The sequence below is a fragment of the Halorussus salilacus genome, from assembly GCF_024138125.1.
Lineage (GTDB): Archaea > Halobacteriota > Halobacteria > Halobacteriales > Haladaptataceae > Halorussus > Halorussus salilacus.
In genome coordinates this window covers 274248-296935 of record NZ_CP099994.1, presented here as the reverse complement: position 1 = coordinate 296935, position 22688 = coordinate 274248, and the positions used below count along the sequence as shown (strand labels likewise).

At 68.0% G+C, this 22688-nt stretch carries 18 protein-coding genes; 7 read left to right on the top strand and 11 right to left on the bottom strand.

Annotated features, from left to right (window positions below):
- Positions 1–8 precede the first annotated feature (8 nt).
- Together NGM10_RS16985 and NGM10_RS16980 are read right to left on the bottom strand one after the other, a co-directional pair.
- Positions 9–2348: a PAS domain-containing protein gene (locus NGM10_RS16985; protein WP_253484204.1), complete on the bottom strand. Its 2340-nt coding sequence runs from the start codon at positions 2346–2348 to the stop codon at positions 9–11.
- Positions 2349–2487: 139 nt separating this feature from the next.
- A complete protein-coding gene (locus tag NGM10_RS16980; protein ID WP_253484201.1) occupies positions 2488–3891 on the bottom strand; it encodes an NAD-dependent succinate-semialdehyde dehydrogenase in 1404 nt (467 codons plus the stop codon).
- Positions 3892–4097: 206 nt separating this feature from the next.
- Here NGM10_RS16980 and NGM10_RS16975 point away from each other — a divergent pair, with 206 nt between their 5' ends.
- Positions 4098–5360 (top strand): ABC transporter permease, encoded by a 1263-nt coding sequence (locus NGM10_RS16975; protein WP_253484199.1) that lies wholly within the window; start codon positions 4098–4100, stop codon positions 5358–5360.
- A 277-nt stretch (positions 5361–5637) separates the two neighbouring features.
- Complete coding sequence (locus NGM10_RS16970; protein WP_253484197.1) at positions 5638–7224, top strand: ArnT family glycosyltransferase; 1587 nt, start codon at positions 5638–5640, stop codon at positions 7222–7224.
- A gap of 229 nt (positions 7225–7453) precedes the next feature.
- Here the strand turns inward: NGM10_RS16970 and NGM10_RS16965 are convergent, their stop codons facing one another.
- The 3 genes from NGM10_RS16965 to NGM10_RS16955 form a co-directional block, all read right to left on the bottom strand.
- Positions 7454–8617, bottom strand: a complete 1164-nt coding sequence (locus NGM10_RS16965) for a tubulin/FtsZ family protein (protein ID WP_253484195.1) — start codon at positions 8615–8617, stop codon at positions 7454–7456.
- Positions 8618–8837: 220 nt separating this feature from the next.
- Positions 8838–9074, bottom strand: a complete 237-nt coding sequence (locus NGM10_RS16960) for a SelT/SelW/SelH family protein (RefSeq protein ID WP_253484193.1) — start codon at positions 9072–9074, stop codon at positions 8838–8840.
- A gap of 66 nt (positions 9075–9140) precedes the next feature.
- Positions 9141–9689 (bottom strand): Ntn hydrolase family protein, encoded by a 549-nt coding sequence (locus tag NGM10_RS16955; RefSeq protein ID WP_253484191.1) that lies wholly within the window; start codon positions 9687–9689, stop codon positions 9141–9143.
- Positions 9690–10127: 438 nt separating this feature from the next.
- On the opposite strand from NGM10_RS16955, the gene NGM10_RS16950 reads away from it, so the two are divergent.
- The 4 genes from NGM10_RS16950 (at position 10128) to NGM10_RS16935 (ending at position 16054) form a co-directional block, all read left to right on the top strand.
- The gene (locus NGM10_RS16950) at positions 10128–11357 is read left to right on the top strand and encodes an outer membrane protein assembly factor BamB family protein (protein ID WP_253484189.1); all 1230 of its coding nucleotides are present in this window, start codon (positions 10128–10130) and stop codon (positions 11355–11357) included.
- Positions 11358–11454: 97 nt separating this feature from the next.
- Complete coding sequence (locus NGM10_RS16945) at positions 11455–13452, top strand: outer membrane protein assembly factor BamB family protein (RefSeq protein WP_253484187.1); 1998 nt, start codon at positions 11455–11457, stop codon at positions 13450–13452.
- A gap of 78 nt (positions 13453–13530) precedes the next feature.
- Positions 13531–14901, top strand: coding sequence for an arylsulfotransferase family protein (locus NGM10_RS16940; RefSeq protein ID WP_253484185.1), 1371 nt, complete (start codon positions 13531–13533; stop codon positions 14899–14901).
- Between the two features lie 145 nt (positions 14902–15046).
- Entirely contained in the window at positions 15047–16054 is a 1008-nt protein-coding gene (locus tag NGM10_RS16935; RefSeq protein WP_253484182.1) for a Gfo/Idh/MocA family protein, read from the top strand.
- 26 nt (positions 16055–16080) lie between these two features.
- On the opposite strand, the gene NGM10_RS16930 is transcribed toward NGM10_RS16935, so the two are convergent.
- From NGM10_RS16930 to NGM10_RS16910, 5 genes are all read right to left on the bottom strand, one after another.
- Positions 16081–17718 (bottom strand): alkaline phosphatase family protein, encoded by a 1638-nt coding sequence (locus NGM10_RS16930; RefSeq protein WP_253484179.1) that lies wholly within the window; start codon positions 17716–17718, stop codon positions 16081–16083.
- Positions 17715–17939: a hypothetical protein gene (locus NGM10_RS16925; protein WP_253484176.1), complete on the bottom strand. Its 225-nt coding sequence runs from the start codon at positions 17937–17939 to the stop codon at positions 17715–17717. The genes NGM10_RS16930 and NGM10_RS16925 overlap by 4 nt, the downstream gene beginning before the upstream one ends.
- A gap of 4 nt (positions 17940–17943) precedes the next feature.
- Complete coding sequence (locus tag NGM10_RS16920) at positions 17944–18717, bottom strand: glycosyltransferase family 2 protein (RefSeq protein ID WP_253484173.1); 774 nt, start codon at positions 18715–18717, stop codon at positions 17944–17946.
- A gap of 312 nt (positions 18718–19029) precedes the next feature.
- Positions 19030–19956: a glycosyltransferase family 4 protein gene (locus NGM10_RS16915; RefSeq protein WP_253484172.1), complete on the bottom strand. Its 927-nt coding sequence runs from the start codon at positions 19954–19956 to the stop codon at positions 19030–19032.
- Positions 19953–21104, bottom strand: coding sequence for a DUF354 domain-containing protein (locus NGM10_RS16910; RefSeq protein ID WP_253484170.1), 1152 nt, complete (start codon positions 21102–21104; stop codon positions 19953–19955). The genes NGM10_RS16915 and NGM10_RS16910 overlap by 4 nt, the downstream gene beginning before the upstream one ends.
- A gap of 329 nt (positions 21105–21433) precedes the next feature.
- Here NGM10_RS16910 and NGM10_RS16905 point away from each other — a divergent pair, with 329 nt between their 5' ends.
- Positions 21434–21727 carry a PadR family transcriptional regulator gene (locus NGM10_RS16905; RefSeq protein WP_253484168.1) on the top strand — a complete coding sequence of 98 codons (294 nt, stop codon included), beginning with the start codon at positions 21434–21436 and terminating at the stop codon, positions 21725–21727.
- 113 nt (positions 21728–21840) lie between these two features.
- Here NGM10_RS16905 and NGM10_RS16900 read toward each other — a convergent pair whose 3' ends face one another.
- Positions 21841–22659, bottom strand: coding sequence for an aldo/keto reductase (locus NGM10_RS16900; protein ID WP_253484166.1), 819 nt, complete (start codon positions 22657–22659; stop codon positions 21841–21843).
- Positions 22660–22688 lie beyond the last annotated feature (29 nt).

Here is a 22688-nt window from a genome sequence, read left to right as displayed (position 1 = left end):
GCGAACCTCTAGGCGTCCGACGCCGACGAGTCGGCGTCGGACGCCCCCTCGACGCCTCGAACCTCGAAGCGAGCACCCCCGTCGGCCGCGTCGGTCGCGGCTATCTCCCAGCCGTGGGCCGCGACGATGTCCCGGACCACTGCGAGTCCGATTCCGGTCCCGCTCGCGGAGGTGTAGCCGTACTCGAACACCTCCTCCCGGCGCTCGGGCGGAATTCCCGGCCCGTCGTCCTCGACGTAGAACCCCCCGTCGAGGCGTCCGACGCGTACCTCGACGCCGTCCCCGCCGTGTTCGACCGAGTTGCGAAACAGGCTCTCCAGCGCCGACTGCAACTGCTCCGCGTCGGCGAGTATCTCCCCGAGGTCGCCGTCGGTCCGAAGCGTCGCGTCGCCCGTCTCGACGGTCTGCCACGCGCGCTCGCTGACCGACGACAGGCCGATTGCGTCGGGGTCGGTCACCGTCTGCCCGCCGACAGTGGTCGTCAGGAGGTTCTGGATGATGGTCTCCATCCTGTCGAGAGCGTCCTCGACCTGCTCGAAGTCGTCGGCGTCGCCCTCCTCGCGCGCCATGTTGAGGTATATCTGGGCGATCTCCAGCGGGTTCCGGAGGCCGTGGGAGATGACGCTGGCGAACCGCTCCAGTCGCTGTTCGCGCTCCTTGCGCTCGGTGATGTCCTGGGCCATGGTCAGTCCGGCGAAGACGGTCCCGTCGGCGTCGGTTATCGGGACCGCGTGGACGACCCACTGACGGCCCGCGTACGAGACCTCGACCGATTCGTGGTCGCCGTCGAGCGCGCTACTGCACAGGGCTTCGAGCGATTCGCCCACCTCCTCGCCCCACGCCTCGGTGGGCGTCCGGCCTTCGAGGCTCTCGGGAGTCACGTCGAGTCTCTCGAACGCCTGGCCCGCCGCGAGCTTGTACCGGAGGTCGGCGTCGAACAGCGTCACCAGTCCGTTCGGGAAGTGTTCGGCGAGCGTCCGGTAGCGCCGCTCGGACTCGCGGAGTTCCCGCTCGCGCGCGATCCGGTCGGACACGTCGCGGAAGTAGACCGACACGCCGGTCTCGGAGGGGTAGACGTTGGCCTCGACCCAGAAGCCGAGTTCGTCGAAGTAGAGTTCGTAGCTGGTCGGCTCTTGGGTCTCCATCGCGGTCTCGAAGCTGTCCCGGACCGCGTCTATCTCGGCCGCCCCCGGGAACACGTCCCAGAGCTTCGCGTCGAGGAGCTCCTCCTCGGAGTGCTGGAGCAGTTCCTCGGCGCGCTCGTTGACGTGCGTGAACCGGTACTCCTCGTCGAGCGCGTAGAAGGCGTCCGAGATTCGACCGAATATCCCGCCCAGTTCGGTCTCGAGTTCGCGCTCGCGTCGCTTGATCTCGGTGACGTCCTCGCCCGCGGTGATGACCCGTTCGAGGTCGCCGTCGGGACCGAACACGGGCGCGGCGTTCACCGAGTACCACCTGCGCTCGCCGTCGGACTTCTCGACGAGGAGTTCCCTGTCGTAGACGGGGTCGCCGGTCTCGACAACGTCGACGGCGGGCAGGTCGTCGGCGGCGACCGGTTCGCCCGCGGAGTCGTAGATGTCCACCTCGCCGCTCGGCCGCGTGCCGTCCCGGAGGTCGGACTCGGAGGTGTCGAGGAGGTCCTGAGTCTGCTCGTTCGCCAGCACCACGTCGCCCTCGGCGTCCCGGACCGAGATGGCGACCGGCGAGGTCTCGAGTAGCTGTTCGGTCTGGTCGCGCTCGCGCCGGAGCTGCTCCTCGCGCTCGCGTCTGTCGGTCATGTCGCGCGTGACCTTCGCGAACCCCCGGAGCGTGCCGTCGTCGTCCCGGATAGCGGTGATGACGACGTTGGCCCAGAACCGCGTCCCGTCCTTCCGGACCCGCCAGCCCTCGTCCTCGACCGACCCCCGCTCGGCGGCGACCCGGAGGTTCCGGTCTGGGACGCCGGATTCGACGGCCTCGTCGATGTAGAAGGTCGAGAAGTGGCGACCGATTATCTCGTCGGCGTCGTACCCCTTGATGCGGTTCGCGCCCGGGTTCCACGTCACCACGTCCCCCTCGGTGTCGAGCATGAAGATGGCGTACTCGTCGACCGTCTGGACGAGCGAGCGGAACCGCGCCCGGTCGAGGCCGGTGGCGTCGGTCGACCGCCACCACACCCGCCCGTCCTCGCCGACCGACTTGGCCTCTAGGTCGCCCCACTCGACCAGTTCGTCGAGTCGTTCGGCTGCCGCTTCCCGGGAACAGCCGAGTTCGTCGGCGAGTTCGTCGGCCGTGACCGGCTCGCCCGCAACCCCCAGATCGTCGAGGGTGTCGAGCGTCTCGACGAGCCTCGGCCGCTCGGAATCCATACTTCTTTTGGGTAATCGAGAGGTATAGGGTTTTCCTGTCGCGGAACTACTCCTCGCCCGGCCCTTCCGACTCGGCCGATTCCGACGGGTCGTCGGAATCGGCCGTCACTCGGTCACCACCATCACTCGGTCACCACCATCACTCGGTCACCACGTCGACGTCGTCCTCGCTCGCGCCCGCCGCCTGAACCCAGACGGTCTTCCTGTTCACGAACTCCCGGATGCCGTGCCTCGACAGTTCTCGACCGTAGCCCGAGTCCTTCACCCCGCCGAAGGGGAGCCGCGGGTCGGACTTGGTGAGCTGATTGACGAAGGTCATCCCGGCGTCGAGGCGGTGGGCGAGGCGCTCGCCGCGGTCGAGGTCGTCGGTCCAGACCGACGCACCGAGACCGAGGTGGTGGTCGTTGGCGACTTCGACCGCCTCCTCGTCGTCTTCGACCTCGAAGACGGCGGCCGCGGGGCCGAACACCTCCTCGGTGGCGGCCCGCGAGTCGCGGGGCACGTCGGTCAGCACGGTCGGCGGGTACCAGAACCCCTCTCGGTCCATCGGCTCGCCCCCGAGTTCGAGGGTCGCGCCCGCGTCGAGGGTGTCCTGCACCTGCTCGTGAACGTCCTCCAGCAGGTCCTCGCGGGCCTGCGGGCCGAAGTCGGTGTCCTCGTCGGTCGGGTCGCCGACCGCCAGCGCGTCCATCTCGGCGACGAACTTCTCGACGAACTCGTCGTAGACGCTTGCGTGGACCACGAACCGCTTGGCGGCGATGCACGACTGGCCGGAGTTGATGGTCCGGGCGAGCGCGCCCGTCTCGGCGGCCGAATCGAGGTCGGCGTCGTCGAGCACGACGAAGGGGTCCGACCCACCGAGTTCGAGCACCGACTTCTCGAGGTTCCGTCCGGCGGTCTCGGCCACCGACCGGCCCGCGGCCTCGCTGCCGGTCAGGGTCACCGCGACCACGCGGTCGTCCTCGATGACTTCCTCGGCCCGGTCGGAGCCGACGACGAGCGACTGGAAGGCCCCCTCGGGGAATCCGGCCTCCTCGAAGACCTCCTGAATCGCCTGCGCGCACCCCGGTACGTTCGAGGCGTGCTTGAGCAGGCCGACGTTGCCCGCGGTGACGTGCGGGGCGGCGAACCTGAACACCTGCCAGAACGGGAAGTTCCACGGCATCACCGCGAGAATGGGCCCGAGCGGTTCGTAGGTGACGTACGTCTCGGCGTGGCTCTCGCCCCCGATTCGCTCGTCCTGCAGGTGCTCGGCAGCGCGCTCGGCGTAGTAGTCGCAGACCCACGCGCACTTCTCGACCTCGGCGTACGACGACGCGATTGGCTTGCCCATCTCGCGGGTCATCAGTTCGGCGTACTCGTCGTCGTTCTCCCGGAGTACCTCGCCCGCGTTTGCGATGAGTTCCTGTCGCTTCCGGATGGGAACGTCCTTCCACTCCTCGAACGTCTCGACCGCCCGGTCGAGCGCGGCGTCCACGTCCTCCTCGGAGTCGTCGGGAACGGGGTCGAGCGACTCGCCCGTGGCGGGGTTCGTTCTGTCCATGGCGGGAGGGATACGTCGCGGAGGCGGTTGTAGCTTCGGGGCCACGGCGGAGCCGTGACCGTTCCGAGTGCGAGAGCCCGCGGCGAGCGGGCGTTTTCCCCGGGGTAACGCGAAGTAACGGCGCGTTTCGGCTACCGGGTTTTTGTCGCTGTACCTGTAACCCGGCGTACGGGGGACCATGCGACCACGAAACCGGGGGAAACACGATGAACATCTTCGAGAGCGTTCGGATTAGCTGGCGGAACATCCGCGAGCACAAGCTCCGCTCGACGCTGACCACGCTGGGGGTCATCATCGGCGTCGCGGCGGTCATCACCTTCGTCACACTCGGAGCGAGCCTCCAGCAGGACATCATCAGTACCGTCGCCGGGGGCAACGCCGCGACCATGTACGTGACCGCTCAGTCGCCGAGTGACAGTCAGGTGCCGTCGCTGGGCAGTAGCGAGCAGGCGGTGTTCACCCAACACGACGTGAACCAGATGCGCCAGCTCGAAGGGGTCCGGTACGCGGTGCCCGAGAGCGGCATCGCCGCCTCGTCGGTGAATTACAACAATTCGTCGGTCGCGCGCCAGTTCGTCACCGTGACCTCGCCCGACTACTTCCGGGTTCGGGACCTCTCGTTCGTCGCGGGCGGTCCGTTCGAACAGGGACGAGAGGAGGTGGTGTTGAACCGCCCCGCCGCCCGAATGTTCAGCGGCGGCAACGTCTCGGTGGGCGATAACATCACGTTCACGCGCGCGGTCAACGGCGAGCAACTCAACGCGACGGTCGTCGGCATCGTCGAGGGCGAGGGGTCGGGAAGCGTCCTCGGGTTCGAGCAGGGTCCCCAGCCGCGCGTCTACGCGCCGACCGAGCCCTACTACCAGCGGACGGTGTACAGTCCCGCGGTCAACGCCCGCCAGCAGGTGTACGGCCGGATTCTCGTCACCGCCCGGTCGCCCGGACAGGTCGACGCGGTCCAGGGGCAGGTGTACAACTACCTCGGGCGGGACTCGGACGCCCGGAGTCACAAGCCCCAGAACTACGAGTTCAAGGTCACCACGCAGGACCAGATCGTCAATCAGGTCAAACAGCTCACCAACACGTTCACCGCCTACATCACGGGCATCGCGGTCATCTCGCTCATCGTCGGCTCCATCGGCATCGCCAACATCATGCTGGTGAGCGTGACCGAGCGCACCCGCGAGATAGGCATCATGAAGGCCGTCGGGGCCCAGAGCCGCGACGTGCTCCAGCTGTTCCTGCTGGAGGCGGTGATGCTCGGGGTTCTCGGCTCCGCGCTCGGTGCGACCGTCGGCCTGCTCGGCGGGTACCTCGGCGCGGAAGCCATCGGACTCCCGCTGGCGTTCCAGCCGATCTGGTTCGGTGCCGCGGTGCTGGTGGGAATCGTGGTGGGGGTCCTCGCCGGACTCTATCCGGCGTGGGACGCCTCGAAGACCGACCCCATCGACGCGCTCAGGTACGAGTGAAGCCGTGCCGCATCCGGCGACGGACCGACGCGCGCGGATGGCCGCGAGCGGCCATCCGCGCGCGGGAATCGTTCATAGTGGATGAGACGGTCGTCCGATACGAGACACTCGTTCGTCTCGGGCGAAATCCGTCGTTGAACTCGGAACTCGCTCCGTAACGACACGCCGTCGAGCGCCCCCGACGGCGACCGACCGAATAGCGACTGGATAACAAAGAGGGCCCCCGACAAACGTCAAGCGAGAGCGAGCGGCCCGACTCGAACCCGGAGTCGTCACTATGTCGGAACGGAACCTCGCACGGCTGACGAGCGTACGGATACAGGGTTTCAAGCGCGACCTGCTGTGGCTCGCGCCAGCGGTGCTGTCGACGCTCTGTGTGTTCTACTTCTACCTCGACTCCCACCCCTACCCCTCGTTCGGGTCGGGGCTGTACATGCTCATCTCCGAGCGGATCATCGAGGCCGGGTACGCGCTCCCCGAGACGATTCCGTACTACACCGACGAGGGCGTCCCGTTCGCCTACCCGCCGCTGATGTTCTACGTCGTCGCGGTGATACGCGACGTGACCGGACTCGGGCCCATCGCCATCAGCCGATACCTGCCGGGGGTGGTGACCGTCGCGTACCTCGTGCCGACGTACCTGCTGGCGCGCGACCTGCTGGCGTCCCGGCCACAGGCCGCGGTGGCCAGTCTCGTCGTCGCGGTGAGCCCGCCGGTCCTCCGGTGGCACATCTCCGCGGGCGGGGTGGTCCGGGCCCCCGCGTTCCTGCTGGCGGTCACGGGCATCTACGCCGGACTGCGCCTCTACCGGGACCGCGACTCCCGGTGGGTGGTACCCTCGCTGGTGCTGTTCGGCCTGACGGTCCTGACCCACCCGATGTACACCGTTTTCTTCGCGCTGTCGTACTTCCTGCTGTACCTCCAGTTCGACCGGACGCGCTGGGGGCTCACCCGCGGGATGGTCGCCGGATTCGGCGGCATCCTGCTGGCCGCGCCGTGGTGGACGCAGGTGATGGCGATTCACGGCGTCGACGTGTTCACCGGGGCCGCGGGAACCCACGGCGGAATCGGCGGCGGCGTCCCCGCGCTGGCGGAGGTCACGCGCATAGACTTCACGTCGCTCGAAGTGGTGTGGCAGTTGCTCCCGGTCGTCGGCATCGTCTACCTCTTCAGACTGGGTCGGTACTTCCTCCCGGTCTGGCTGGTCGCGGTGACGCTGGCGCTGGGCAAACCCCGATTTTCGGTGTTCGTCGGCGCGTTCGTCGTCGCGGTCTTCCTGCTGGAGGGCGTCTGGGAGTGGCTGAACCTCGACGAGTGGTCGGTGAGTCGCCGACGGCTCGTGACGGTCGCGCTCGTGGGACTCGCGACCGTCGGTGTGGCGGGCGGCGCGATGTACGCCTCGGGCGCGATGAACGCCCACGCCGGGAGTCCGTCCCAGCCCCAGTTCATCGACCGGGAGGACGTGGCCGCGATGAACTGGGTCGAGCGCAACACCGCCTCCGACGCGACGTTCGTCGTGCAGGGCGACGCCGCCGAGTGGTTCCCCCAGCAGACCCGCCGGACGATGCTCGTCGGGCCGTGGGGCGTCGAGTGGAAAGGGAGCGACGCGTACACCCGACAGCTCGAACTGTACGAGGCCGTCTCGGAGTGCAACAGCGCCCAGTGCATGTCGGCCACGCTCGCTGAGGAGAACGTGCGCCCGGACTACATCTACCTGCCGAAGGGCCGGTTCACGGTCCGGGGGATGGAGTACCAGCGGACGAGCCAGTTGGCGATGTCGATGCACGTCTCGCCCGAGTACCAGACGGTCTACGAGAACGAGGGCGTCATCGTCTTCGAGACGATGGCCGGGGAGGGCGAGTAGTTGGGGGGCCGAATCGGGTACTCGGAGCCGGAGAGATAGGAGTAGAGAGCTTCCGGAAAGCCCTCGGGTACTCGCTACGAATCGTGACTGAGGGCAAACCCGAAGTGACGTCCGTCTTGAAAGGGGCCGGGCGCTCGCGTGGCCGCGAGCGCCCGGCCCCCTTCAGTCCCACACGCTGTAGATGGGTCGGCCACTTCCGACCCAGAGAACGAAAGCGCGGAATTCGGTCTCAGAACAGCGGGTCGAGTTCGCCGTCGTCGTCCTCGATGAGCGCGGTCGTCTCCTCCCGACTCTCGGCCTCGATGCCCGAGATGTTGTCCTGCGTCTCGACCGCCACATCTTGGAGCTCCTCCACTCGGGGCACGTCCGAGACGCCCGACAGGAGGACCACGCCCGCGACGTGGTCCGAGTCCTCGACCGGGTAGTCGCCGCCCCGGACCTCCATCGACCCGGTCTGGTTCTCCAGCCACTTGCGGCCCTTCTCGATGCCCTTCCGGTTGAGGTACCGCGAGGGGCCGCTCGCGACGAGCAGCGACCGGTCTGCGCTCTCTATCTCGCAGGGCAGGGTGAGCCGCCCGAGCGCCGCCTTCCGGACGAGGCTGGTGATGCGGTTGGTGGCGTGGGTCGAGTCCACGCCGTCGTCGCTCTTGAACCGCGAGAGCAGGCCGGTGTCGTTCTCGACCTCCTCGGCGGCGTAGCCGACCGTCGAGACGCCGCCGGTCGCGAGGGTGTTGATGACCTCGCTCGAATCCACCACGCTCTCGCCGACCTCCTCGCTCCCGGCGACCTCGCCCGCGCCGAACAGGATGCCGAACCGCCGGACGATTTCCTCGTTGATGCGGTCGTAGCCCCCGCCCATGCTCTCGCCCGACTCGCGCCACGCGTCGTTGTCGAACACGAGGAGGTTGTCGACCTCGCGGGTGAACGTCTGGAACGACCGCGCGGCGTTGAGCGTGTAGATGCCGCCCTCGTCGCGGCCCGGCAGGACGCCCAGACCGTAGACGGGCTCGGTGTAGATGCGCTTGAGGTACTTCGCCAGCACGGGCGCGCCCCCCGATCCGGTCCCGCCGCCGAGTCCGGCCACGACGAGGAACGCGTCGATGTCGTGGACGGGCACGTTGTCGACCGCGCCCTGCACCTCGTCGATGTCCTCCTCGGCGAGTTCCGCGCCGAGTTCGTTGTCGGCACCCACGCCGTGACCCTTCACGCGCGACTGCCCGATGAGGACCTGATTCTCCTCGGGGACGTACTCCAGTCCCACGAGGTCTGCCTTCGCGGTGTTGACCGCCACCGCCGACCGGACCGCCTGACTGCCGGTCCGGTCGTCGTACTCGATGAACTTGTCGACGATTTTCCCGCCAGCCTGTCCGAAGCCGATCATCGCGAGCTTCACGCCGACCACCTCCGCGCGGTCGAACGCGCTCCCGAACGCGGCGTCAATCGGTGCCTGTCGCGTCGTTCGTCGGCACCTGTCGCTGGCACATCTCCCCCGTACTGACTGGTACTCATTCCGTAGCCCCCGGGCGGTCGGACCACGGGGACCGGCATAAATCCTCAGTACGGTTTTGTGACCGACTCGACACGGCGTCGGCGTCAGGCGTCGCGTAACCTCGCTACGCCGTGGCGCTCTCGCCGACCGACTCGACGATGGCGTCCACGTCGTACTCGTCGTCGTCCTTGTCGAAGACCGTCTCGCCGTCGGCCCGAACCTCGAAGACGCCGCCGTCCCCGGTCACCAGCGCGACCGAGTCGAGTCGCTCGCCGTACTCTTCGAGCAGGGCGTGCTGAACGTCCTGTGCGCGGTCGAGCATGCCGCAGGGCACGCAGTATTCTATCTCGATTGCCGTCATGTGCGTTCGGAGCCAGAACCCCCATCCACTTAAAAGAAGGTCGGCCTATCCGAGGCGGTCGACGCCCTACCCGAGGCGGTCGGCGTCGTCGCCGAGCGCGAACGCGTCGACCTCGCCGCCGGTCCCGGTGTCGCGCTCGGCGACGGTGTCGAGGACCTCGCGGGCCAACCGCTCGCCCGCGTCGAGGCTCACGGCGCGGTCGGCCCCGTCGAGGATGCCCGCGGCGACCTGCGCGCCGCTCCCGAGCGCGACGGTCGGGTCCGTCAGGACCCCACCGTCGGCCCCGATGGCCCGGACCCGGGCGACCTCGCGGTCGTCGCGGCCGACCACGACGGCCTCGACGCCGAGCTCTCCGGCGATATCGGACGCGAGGCTGGCGAACCGGGTGAGCGTCATCGGGTCGCCGTGCTGGGTCTCGTGGTCCCGTACCTCGGATTCGAGCCGACGCTCGAACTCGTCCACGTCGCCCGAGTCGCCGACGGCGGCCGCGCCGAGGTCCCCGAAGTCGAAGACGCGGCGCTCGTTCTCGCTCCTGACGGTGCCGCCCTCGGCGAGGAGTCGGTCGCCCGCGATGACGGCTCCGCCGTCCACTTCGATGCCGAGAATCGTTGCCATGTGAGCGGGGACGGCGGCGTCGGGCAAGTGCGTTGTTGCCGACTATAAGTCGCACATTATTACCATACTTCAATAACAAATGAAATTACCTTTGATAGAGAGTCGAATTCCTGTGCTAAAGTTGCTGATGCGGGATATTTCGTCGGGTCTCGCTTCGAATAACTCTGGTGTGCCGGTTCGATCAGGAGCTAGCTACTCCCGGTACCTATGAGAACCGCACCGCGACCGCAGGCCACACACCTCCCCAGCCGATTCGCTCACGCGCTCCCTGCGGTCGCGCGTTCACTTCATCCCTCGCGCATGAGGGCGTGACGCCAAACCGCGGCGTCACGCCAGCGCGCGCCGGGAGGAAAGTCGAACAGGCCGAAATCCTCTCGGTTCCCGCTTCTCCGCGGCCGATAAATGCGCTTTTGGCCTCCCGATACCAACCCCCGGACGATGCGGACCCGGACTGCCCTCGCGCTCGTGGGCGTCGTCCTCGCGCTCGGGGGCGTGGCGGCCTACGGCGCGACCCAGCTTGGCGGCGGCACGCTCAGCGAGCGGTGGGTCAGCGACACCGCCCGCGACATGCAGGGCAATCACCACGCGCCAGCGGTGGCCGAAATCGACGGCGAGACGCGCGTCTACGCGCCGGTCAGCGGCAGGGCCGACACCGACGAGTGCGGACTGGTCGCGCTCGACGCCGGGGACGGGTCGACCCGGTGGACCCACCCCGTCCCGCCCGAGAACTGTACCGTCCACGCGGTCGCCGACCCCGCGGTCGCCGACCTCGGCGGCGACGGCGACCGGGCGGTGTTCGCCGCGACCACCGAGAACGTCGTCTCGGGGTTCGACCCCGCGACCGGCGACGAGGAGTTCCGCCACGAACTCAGTTCCTACGGGTACACCCGGCCCATCGTCGCCGACTTCGCACCCGGCGAGGGCGAGGAGATAGTCGTCGCCGACGTGCAGGGCGAACTGTTCGTGGTCCACGAAAACGGCACGACGGCGTGGTCCCGAGAGCTGGGGATGACGTGGGCCAACCCCGCGCTCGCCGACTTCGACGGCGACGGCGGCGAGGAACTGGTCGTTGGGTCTGCACCCGCGGAGGGCGGCGCGGTCACGGTCCTCGACGGCGAGGGAGAGACGGTCTGGGAACGCTCCACCGACCACGGGGTCGCGTGGCTGACCGCGGGCGAAGTCGACGGCGACCCGCTCGCGGTCGCGGCGACGACCCGCGGCGAAGTCGTCGCCTACGAGGGCGACGGCAACCGGACGTGGCGACACGACTTCGGGGACTACGCCGCGGTCAACGCCGTCGGCGACGGCGACGACGACGGGACGCCGGAGGTGTACGCGGTCGCCAAGGACGGCGTCCTGCGGTCCGTCGACGCCGAATCGGGCGATATCGAGTGGGAGACCACGCTGACGAACGCCGACGTGCAGATGATGCCCCCGCCCGCGCTCGGCGACCTCGACGGCGACGGCTCGCCCGAACTCCTCGCGGTCGGAAACGACGGCAGCGTCTCGGTCGTCGCGCCCGACTCGGGGGAGGTGCTGGCGACCTACGAGCGCGACGTTCCCATCTACAAGTACCCGACGCTCGCCGATATCGACGACGACGGGAGCGACGAGGCGGTCGTGATGTACGGCGACGGCCGGGTCGCGGCGCTCGACTACTCGGAGTGAGGTGTTCGCGGCAGGGTCGAATCCACGGGAAGTCCGGTCGACGGGCAAGTACACACAGCAACGATACGTTTTTTAACAGAGCGTAAATTGATTACGTATGGACTGGTTTTCGAGGCGGAAAGCGCTAGCGGCGCTCGGGACGGGAATCTCGGGGCTCGCTGGCTGTTCGTCCGTCGGCATCTCGAACCCCTTGACGGGGTCGGTCGAAGTCGAGCGTATCGAGGTCGAACCGGCCCACGACGACCAATCCGAACTGATTGCCCGTACCGAGTCCGACATCGTGCTGACGTTGGCCAACCCCGGCGGCAAGGAGGCGGAGGAAGAGGTGACGGTCTCGGTCGACGGCGAGGAGGTCGAGACCTTCAGCGAAACGGTCGGCGACGGACGAAACTATCATTACGTCGAGTACACCTTCGAGGAGACCGGCGAACACGTCGTGACCGCAGGCGACCGGGAGAAACGGGTCGAAGTAACCGAAGCGGTCGACTTGCAGGTGAGGGGCGAGACGGGTGGCACGTTCGCCGCCTCGCCGGACGGAACCCGGGGAGTCGTCACCGTGTGGGTGACGGTTGCATCTGAGACGGAGTTCCCCCTGTCGTACGAACCGACGGTCGAGATAGACGGCGAACCCGTCGAGGAGTTCTACTACGACGAGATGGTCGCCCAACGGAATGACGGGAAGTTCGAGGGCGAACTCGAGACTCACGAGTTCACCAGACTCGTCGCCCACCGCGAAGTCGAGGTCGGCGACACGTACGAGGTCACGCTCGACGGCGAGTCCATCGGGACCGCCTCGACCGAGCGCGAACCGCTCGCCGCCCGCTACGGCGAGCGCGACCGGGGCGGCCCGTCGGTCCCGCGGGGCGTAATCGGCTCCGAACCCGAAATCGTCGAGCGCTTCCCGGTCGAGAAACCCGATGGCGTCGACGTGGACCTCGAGAAGATGGAGACGATGGCCGTCACCGAGGACCGGATATACATGCGGTTCCGGTGGGGGAACCAACGACACTCCCTCGCATCGTACGACCGGTGGAGCGGCGAGGAGTACTGGCAGGAGGAGATTGACGACCCGGCGGACCTCGTCGTCTTCGGGGACACCGAGTACCTGCTCGGGGGCGGAACGCTGACCGCCCGGTCGGCCGACGGTGACGAGCTGTGGCAACGCGAGGTCGAGGTCGACGGGTACGCGACCGAGGCCGCACTGGGGGTCCGGGACTCCGCGTTGATGGTACCGACCGAGGACCGGCTGTACGTCGGCCTGCCCGACGAGGTCGCGGTGTTCGACAGGGAGAGCGGTGAGCGCGAGCGTCGCCTCGACGGCCAGCATACCGCCCTCGCGGGCGACGCGGTGTACACATGGGACCAGGGGACCGCCCGGCGCTACGAGCGCGGTGGCGACGAACCGGCGTGGACGGCCGACCTCGACACGGAGGATTCGGCTGGCCTCCGCTTCACTCCCCACGGGGTGGCGACCGAGGACGCGCTGGTCCTCGTGAGCCACGTTCGGGCCGGTGAGGACACGAAATTCCTGCTTCACTGTTACGACGGTGAGAATGGGGAGGAGCGATGGACGAAGACGGTCGTCACGGCGATTCACCGAAACGAGTTCAACCACGACAAAATCGTGCCAGCGGAAGCAATCACGACCGCGGAGGACGGACAGTACATCCTGCCGGATGTCACCCAACCGGTGCTGGTCGATGGAGGCGCTTTGGTGGACGACCAAGTCGTGTACGTCGGGTCGACCGCGGGGTGTCGTGGATACGAACTCGAATCCGGCGAGGAGATACCGCATGCGTTCGAAAACCACGGAACGAATCCGACGGTCGCCCGTCTAGATATCGGATACTTCGGGTCGCACGACGGTCTCTACGCGGTCCCGCCCGGCGTTAGAGGCGGGTCGGGAACGGGCAACCTAGACGCCGTCGACGGACCGGCGGTCGAACTGCCCGAGGAGATGAAGTGGGAGAGCCACCAGATCACCAGTCAGTTCGGGTACGATTGCCTGTATCTGCCCGCGAACGGGTACGTCAACGTCATCAGCGGGACCGTCCCCGAGCGAGCATCGACGGCCGGAGAAACCGATGAGGAGTGAGATGACGGACGCTGGAACGGGGCGAGGACAGCAGGAACGCCCGCCGAACGCAGACCGATACGAACGAGAGGCGCAACGATGAAGCGGCGCACGATGCTCCGCGTGGCGCTCTTGGCCGTCATCGCGCTGTCGGCGGGCCTGCTCGCGGTGGGCTGGCTACAGGCCCCCGAGGACGCGACCGCGTCGGCCGCCGAGCAGATGGACCGGCCCTTCGAGCAACGCGAGCCGGTCGCGGGCGACCGCGCGGGTGCGACGGTGGTGACGACCGACCCGCCGGGCGCGAACGACGGAACCGCGGCCATCGTCGCGTTCGCGCCCGACGGGCGGCCGCTGTACCACAACGACACGTACGGCAACTACTTCGACGTGGACCCCGACCCCGAGGACTCGCGGTCGGTCCTCTACGTCGCCGGAAGCCGGTACGACTCGTGTCCGTCGGACGTGGCGGCCCGCGCCGAGGAGTCCTTCGAGGACGGCTGTGCGAAGGTGGTCGTCGAGCGCGCGAACCTGACCACGGGCGAGACCGAACGGCTCCACACCGCGGTCACCGACTGGGACATCTGGCACGACGTCGACCGCGTCGGCGACGAGGAACTGCTCGTGGCCGACATCGCCGAGGACAGGGCGTTCGTGCTGAACCTGACGACCGACGAGCGCGAGTGGACATGGAACGCCGAGGAGGACTACGACCGCGACGACAGCGGGGGCGGCCCCGGCGACTGGACGCACATCAACGACGTGGAAGCCTTGGAGGACGGGCGCGTGATGGTGAGCCTCCGCAACCACGACCGCGTGGCGTTCGTCGAGCCGGGCGAGGGCGTCGACCGCGACTGGACGCTCGGGGCAGAGGACGCCTACGACACCCTCTACGAGCAACACAACCCCGACTACATCCCCGAGGAGCGAGGCGGTCCGGCCGTCGTCGTCGCCGACTCGGAGAACAACCGAGTCGTCGAGTACCAGCGCGACGACTCGGAGTGGAGCCGGAGCTGGGAGTGGTCCGACGACCGCCTCCAGTGGCCCCGCGACGCCGACCGCCTGCCGAACGACCACACGCTCGTGACCGACTCGCAGGGCAACCGGGTCCTCGAACTCGACGAGGACGACGAGGTCGTCTGGGAGGTCAGCGTCCCCACGCCCTACGAGGCCGAACGCCTCGGCACCGGCGACGAGAGCGCGGGCGGCTGGAGCAAGGCCGCGATAGAGGGCGAGACCGGCGAGTACGCTGGCGGCGGTGACGACGAGATGGAGTCGAAGACGGGCCTCGCGTGGGTCGTCGCCTTCCTCGCGGGACCGGCGGTCAACGGGGTGCTCTACGTCGCTCCGGCGTGGATGACCGTCTCCGACGTGGCGGTAGCGGGCGCGCTGGCCGCCAGCGCCGTCGCTCTGCTACTGCTGGAACTGCGGTGGTCCCGCTTCGGCGTCCACTCGGTCCGTCGTCGCCTCTGACGGCGGAGGGCTCCGATACACCCGCGCCCCTCGCGTGACGGCCGGAGACGCGAACCTCGGTTCGCGTCTCCGGCCGCTCCGGGCAGACGAATTAAGGGGCCCCCCGTCGAACGACGTACTACTTTCTTCGCGAGGGGGAGTACGCATGTCAACTTCGGACAAACTCAGGGTCGGCGTCATCGGCGGCGGCTTCATCGGAACCACGGTGGGACGGTTGTTCAATCAGGACCCGCGCTCGACGGTGACCGCGCTGGCCGACATCGACGGGGAAACCCGGCGGAGCGCGGGCGAGACGCTGTACGTCGGCGAGGGCTCGCGGTACGACGACCACCGCGAGATGCTGGAGGTCGAGGCGCTCGACGCGGTGCTGGTGGGGACACCCCACACCCTCCACTACGAGCAGGTGACCGACGCGATGGACCGAGGGCTCCACGTCTTCTGCGACAAGCCCCTGACCACCGACCTCGAACAGGCCCGCGACCTCGCCGACCGCGCCGAGTCGAGCGACCGGGTGCTGATGGTGGGCTACCAGCGCCACCTCAACCCCGCGTTCGTCTCGGCGCGCGAGCGGTGGCAGGGCGACCTCGAACCCGAGTACGTGAGCGCCGAGATAACCCAGGACTGGATATCGCGGTTCGAGGAGACGTGGCGGACCGACCCCGAGCTCTCGGGCGGCGGGAACCTCTACGACACCGGGAGCCACCTCATCGACGGCGTGCTCTGGACCACCGGCCTCGTCCCCGAGGAGGTCAGCGCCGAGATGGTGTTCGCCGACGACGAGGGCCGGGTCGACCAGCGCGCCATCCTCACGGTGGAGTTCGCCAACGGCGCGCACGGCACCATCGCCGTCCACAGCGACGCGCCCTGCGTGCGCGAACACGTCCACGTCTGGGACCGCGAGGGCGCAATCTACCTCGAAGGTCGCCAGTGGGAAGAACGCCAGATCAGCCGCATCGACGCCGACAGCACCACCGTGATTCCGTACATCGACCGCGAGCAACAGCGGAACAAGGCCGAGGCGTTCGTCGACTGCATCGAGACCGGGGAGACGCCGCCAGCGACCGCAAGGGACGCGCTGGCGGTGACAGCGCTCACGGAGGCGGCCTACGAGTCGGCAAGGAGTGGAGAGCGGGTGAGCGTGGAGTTGGAGTAAAGTAAGACGCAATGAAAGGACGGGAGTCAGTCGGCCGAAATCCCACCAACCACTTCCCTTACAGCCCGCTTCGCTTCCACCTTCCCGTCGTATCGCTCACGACCACTTTCGACCTCGAACACGTCGCCGCGCACGTCCCCGTCCATCTCCTCGGGCACGGGCACGTCCAGCAACGAACACGCGGTCGGCGCGAAGTCGGTGAGGTCCACGGTCACGCCCGTCTCGCTCCGCACGGGGCCGCCCCACGCGTAGAAGATGCCGTGCATCTCGTTCATCGAGGTGTGCGACCCGGTCTTCGGCGGATCGCCGAAGACCCGGGTCGTCTTCATCGTCTGGGGGTACTGTATCTGGTAGCCCGGCGCGGGCATGCAGACGAGGTCGGGTCTGGTGTCGGCGTACGCGTCGCCGTACACGTCCTCGCCGTAGAGGACCGAGTCGATGACCCGGTCGCCCCGGTCGGGGTGTTCGATGGCGAGCAGTTGGTCGCGGAGGCGCTCGCGGACCTCGTCGTACTTCTCGGGCGGAATCGCGCCCTCGTCGTGGTCGTCGGTGTTGAGGTATATCTGGCCGCCGCTGGCGACCGTGAACGCCGCCGTCTCGCTCCAGTCGATGTCCTTCCGGGAGATGGTGAGCAGTTCGGCGAGGTCGGGGCCGGACGAGTCGCCGCTGGTCCGGGCGACGCCCATCTTGAGCTTCGAGAAGAGATTGAGGTCGCTCAGCACCGACTCGACCGCGTCGTAGACGTGGTTGTAGCCGAACTGCTTGAGCCGGGTCCACGGCCGGGATTCGAGGTCGAGATACCCCGCGTTGTAGAGCCACGAATTGAGGTTGACCGTCCTGTAGATGGGGCCGTGGCCGTGGTCCGACAGCGCCACCAGCGAGTCCTCGTCGTCCATCCGCTCCATCACCCACCCGAGGAGGTCGTCGTAGCGTTCGAGGAGTTCGAGGGGCCTGTCGCCGTACTTCTCGGCGAGCTCGGGGTCGTGCTTGGGGTGAGTCTCGTCGAGGACGTGCCCGAGGACGTGGAGGACGTTGTCGGGGCCTTGAAACACCAGCGAGTAGAAGTCGCAGGGGTACTCGGAGACGAGCAGTTTCGCCACCTCGATTCGGTTGCGCTCGATCTCGAAGAAGTTGTCCAGCAGCCCGCGGAGGTTGTCCTCGTCGGTGCCGTCGTCGTACCCCTCGTAGGGGTCGACGTCGTAGCCGCCGGTTCGCTGTTCGATGTCCTGCTGGAGTTCGTCGGGGAAGGCGTAGTCGCCGCCGGAGGGCGTGGTGATGTTGTCCGAGATGTGAAAGCCCGAGGTTCTGGAGGGCGGGTAGCCCGGCATCACGTTCATCACGCCCGAGCGTTTGCCCTCGGCGTCGAGGTACTCCCAGACCGGCTTGGACTGCTCGCGGAGGGTCTCGGCGTCGACGAACTCGGTGCCGTACTCGCCCTCGCCCTTGAGCATGAAGTTGTAGACGCCGTGGTTGCCCGGGTTGCGCCCGGTGGCGAACGAACTCCACGCGATCATCGACAGCGGCGGCACCGTCGACCGGGTGGTGCCGTCGGCTCCCTCGGCGCGCATCCGCTCGAAGTTGGGGAGTCGCCCGGCGTCGATGCCGCGCTCGACCAGTTCGGGCGGCACGCCGTCGAACCCGAAGACGTAGACCGAGCCGGTCATTTCTCGAGGTACCCCAGCTGTTCGAGGCGGTCCTCGACCACCTCGTCGTCGGCGCTGACGGCGGCGTCGGCGGCGCCGACGCCGCCGTCGCGCTCCAATTCGTCGGCCGCGCCGTCGAGGACGTAGCGGGCGAGGTCGGCGGCGTCGTCGAAGCCGTCGAGTCGGTCGGCGAGCGGTTCGTATCGGTCCCGGAGGTCGTCGGGGAGGGTCAGGTCGGTCATGGTGTCAGCTCCTGTCGGAGCGCAGGTCGGCGGGGCGTCGTTTGGCGAGGCGAGCGAGGAAGACCATCACGGTCAGCCCGTGCTTGATGGGGTTGTAGGTCTGGCCTTCGAGGTTCTCGTACCGGGCGTCGATGGCGCGCTCGGTGATGGTCATCCCCTGATTTGTGGCCGAGTCGATCATCTCGGACTCGACGCCCATTCCGTCGGTCGTCAGGGTGAGGCGTTCGAGCGCCTCGGGCGAGAACGCCCGGAAGCCGCTCTGGGTGTCGGTGAGGTCGGCACCCGTCACTCGCGTGGTGCAGAAGTCGAGGACGACCTGCCCGACTCGCCGATACACCGGGGTCTCGTCGGCGTCCTCGGGGTCGAGGTACCGGCTCCCGATTACCATGTCGGCCTCGTCGCCGACCACCGGCGCGGCGAGCGCGGGGATGTCGGCGGGGTCGTGCTGGCCGTCGGCGTCGAGGAGGACGAGCGCGTCGCAGTCGAACCGCTGGACGTACTCGAACAGGGTCCGGACCGCGGCCCCCTTCCCGCGATTGCGCTCGTGGCGGATAACCGTCACGTCGGCCTGTTCTGCGAGTTCCGGCGTCCGGTCGGTGCTACCGTCGTCGACCACGACCACATCGTCGGCGTACCGCTTGACGCCGAGGACGGTGCTTCCGATGCCGCTCTCCTCGTTGTACGCGGGGATGCCGACGACCACATGCGCGCCGTCGAGGCGCTCGTCGGTGTCGGCCGACTCGGCCGCGCGTCCGTCCTCCGGGACCTGTAAACTCATAGTTGGTTCGAGTTATCCCTCCATTTCCCGACCCTTTGTTCCCCATCGCCTATACGTCGCGTAGACGGTCTGTACGTCGTTATAAGCCGGACGTGCAGCGATGGGGTCGGCTACCCCGTGATACTCATTGCCTATCATACTCGAACCGAGACGTGTCGCCCGCGGGAGGTTTGGACTGCTTATCCGCGGTCAGGGAGAAGTTATACCGGCAGGCGGTCGGTCGAGGAGCGAGGCCGGGAGAGCGATGGCGCGGGAGGTGGAACCGAACGCTGGACGACGACACGGCGGAGCCGAGAAACAGACCGCGACCGACTACACCACCGACGCGTAGACGGCCCGGATGCGCTCGCCCATCCGGTCGAGGCTCACCTCGTCGACCGCCTCGCGGCCGTCCGAGCGTCGGGGCGCTTCGAGCACGTCCACCAGCCCATCGACCAGTTCGTCGTCCGACTCGCCGACGCGGGAGGGAGAGACGCCGTCGAGGCGCTCGCGCACGTCGCCCACGTCGGTCGCGACCACGGGGAGGTTACAGCTCATCGCCTCCTTGACCGAGTTGGGCGACCCCTCGCGCTCGGAGGTCAGTAGCAGCGCGTCGGCGGCGTTCATGTAGGTCGCGACCTTCTCGTGGGGAACGCCGTAGACGACCTGTAGCTCGACGGGCGCGTCGATTCGTCGGTTCGCGCGCTCGACCACGCGCTCGGCCCGCGGGAGGTCTTTCACCTCGTCGGAGGGCGGATACGGGAACAGGACGTGGCGCGTCTCGTCGGACCACCCGACCTCCGCGCGGGCCTCCTCGGTGGGTCGGGGGGCGAACTTCTCGGTATCGATGCCGTGGGGGATGACGTGGCACGGTTCGCCGAGTTCCCGAGCCATCTCGTCGGACATCACGATGACCGCGTCGCAGTACGGGGCGCAGGCCTTCGAGAGCCAGCCGTACTCGCCCATGAGGTCCGACCCCCACAGCGACAGCACGACGGGGTGGCGAATCTGGGCGAGCGCCATCGGCGCTGTCAGGCCGTAGTTGGCGTGGACGAGGTCGTAGTCGTCGAACGACTCGCGGATCACCCGCGGGACGAACCGGAGGTAGTCGGTCGGCGTCCGGTCCTGGACCTCCTCGCGAGCGAGGTGGTTCCCGGGCGGAGTCACGGTGTCGCAGCTCACCCCGCGGCGTTCGAGGACCCGGGTCTGTTCCTCGTAGAACTGCGCGTCGGCGTTCGAGACGAGGTTGAGGACGTTCATCGTCTCCCGCCGTCGCTCCGGACCGTCTCGGGGCCGGGTGCGACCGCCCGCGAGCCGTCGGTCCCGCGTCGAGTGAGGCCCTCGACCCGGTCGAGCGCGTAGCCCCGTTCCAGCGCGCCGACGTTCTCGGCCACGCCCAGCAACACCTCGGTGAGGTTCACCTTGTCGGCGACGAAGCCGTCGCGGAGGTTCCGCCAGCGCTCGTCGGCGTCCTCGTCGTCGAGCAGGTCGGTTGCGGCGTCGAGGACCGCGTCGAACTCCCGGAGGTTGTAGACCAGCCCGTGGCGTTCGAGCGCCACGAAGTTGCCCATGTCGTCGTCGCCGACGAAGGAGTTCGACCGGACCGCGGGGGTCCCGAGCAACGCGGCCTCGGTCACCATCGTCTGGGTGTCGGCGACCAGCAGGTCGGCCTCAGCCAGCGCGTCGTGGAGTAGCGCGGGGTGGAAGTCGAATGGTCTGGCGGGGGTCTCGGCGACGTTCAGGTCGTCGCCCTCGTCGGAGACGAAGACGGTCGCGCGTTCTGCGAGCGCCTCGACGAGCCGCCTGCGCTTCTCGGGCGAGAACCCGGCCTGTCCCACGTCGTGGTGGGAGCCGAAGGCGTTGAACCGAACGATGGCGTACGGTTCGTCCTCGCCGACCCCGAGTTCCTCGCGGATTTCGCTCGCGGGTTCGTATGCGTCGGGATGGAGGTAGGCGAGTTCCGTGAAGCCCCGGAACTCGTAGTGGTCGGCCCCGAGGTTCTTCTCGAAGGTGTGGGGCGTGAGGAAGGCGTCGGTCAGGGGCTTCGAGAGGGCGTGGTCGAGGTGGGTCGTCTCGGAGTCATCTATTAGGACGACCGGCGCGCGAGCGGCCGCGCCCGCGAGCGCGGCGTACGACCCGCGACCGAAGACGCAGTCGGGGCCGTACCGCAGGGCCTCGACCGCGATGCGGGCGTAGTGCTTCGGCAGCTCGCGGAACAGCGAGGACTTTGCGGTCTCGGCCCTCCCGTAGAGCCGGTAAGGCACGTCGTAGTAGTCGAGGAGCGCCTCGGTACAGCCGTAGTCGCGCGCGAGGACGAGCACCTCGTGGCCTCGGTCGAGGAGTCTCGCGACCGCGCGCCTGTACTGGTGGACCTGCGCTGGCGTGTTCGTGAAGAACAGATATTTCATGGTGTCTTCGGGGTGTGCGCCGGGCTACTCGCGCCGCCCGGCGGTCTATACGCGACGAGACGCCGCCGACGGGTATTGTTATACGGGGCCTGAAACCCCCGCTCGCCCGGCTATCCGCGGTCGCTCTTCGCTCAGCCATCCGCGGTCTCTCTTTGCTCAGCCATCCGCGGTCGCTCCCGTCGCGACGCGACGGGAGCGACCGCAGGCGGGGTTTCCCGCGGTCGAAATCCGGCGAAGACATCCTGAAAACCCAGTTTCCGGCAAGGTACGGTGAGTTTATCGGCCACCAAGCTTATAATTACAGAAAAGCTAGCAAAAAACGCAACATCATGCACGACCTGACTGGTTTCCAGCGCGACCTGCTGTACGTCATCGCCGGAAAGGACGAACCGCACGGACTCGCCGTCAAGGAAGAGCTCGAAACGTACTACGAGAAGGAGATTCACCACGGCCGCCTCTACCCCAACCTCGACACCCTCGTCGACAAGGGACTGGTCGAGAAGGGCCAGCGCGATAGGCGGACCAACTACTACGCGCTCACCGAGCGCGGCAGTCGAGAGATCGAAGCACGCCGCGAGTGGGAGGGCGACCACCTCGAAGCCACGCCCTCGCTGTCGGCGTAACCCGGCGACGACGCCCGACTCGCTTCAGGTCGCGCCCGCCCGACGCGCCGAGTCGTCCCCGAAACCTCTGCGCCGACCGCTCGGAACCGCCCGCCGAACCGCCTCCGAGACGGCTACACGCCGAACCGTCCCCGAAGCATCGACGCCCCCGTCCGCAGTCGCGAGGGGCGCTCGATTCGAACCATCTCGGCCTCGCTCAGTTCGAAGTCGAACACGTCCAGATTCTCGCGTAGATGCGTCTCCGAGGAGGCCTTCGGCACGGCGACGACGCCCTCCTGCTGGACCGCCCACCGGAGCGCGACCTGCGCGGGCGACTTGTCGTACCTGACCCCGACCTCCCGGAGCACGTCGTCGCGGAGGACGCCGCCGTGTGCCAGCGGGCTGTACGCCGTCAACAGCACGTCGTGGGCCCGGCAGTACGCCCGAAGGTCGCGCTGGGGTCGGAACGGGTGGAACTGGACCTGATCGGTGAACACCGGCGCGTCGGAGGCCGCCCGCGCGGTCCGGAGTTGACTCGTACTGAAGTTGCTCACGCCGACGTGGCGGGTCAGCCCGCGGTCGCGACAGTCGTTCAGTCCCGCCATCACCTCCGCGGTCGAGGCCAGCGGATTCGGCCAGTGGATGAGAAGCAGGTCGACCGACTCGACCCCGAGTCGCGAGCAGGACGCGGCCGCCGACCGGACGACCTCCTCGCGGTCGGTGTAGCCCGGCCACACCTTGGTCGTCAGGAACGCGTCGTCGCGGTCGACCGACGACGCCGCGAGGGCCCGTCCGACCTGCCGCTCGTTGTCGTAGGCCTGCGCGGTGTCGACGTGCCGGTAGCCGAGTTCGAGCGCGGTCCGGACGGTCCGGAAACACTCCTCGCCCTCCAGTCGCCACGTTCCGAGGCCGACTTTGGGCACTCGCTCGCCCCGAACGTCTGTGAACTCCATGCGAGACCTTCGATGGCGAGACCCAAAGA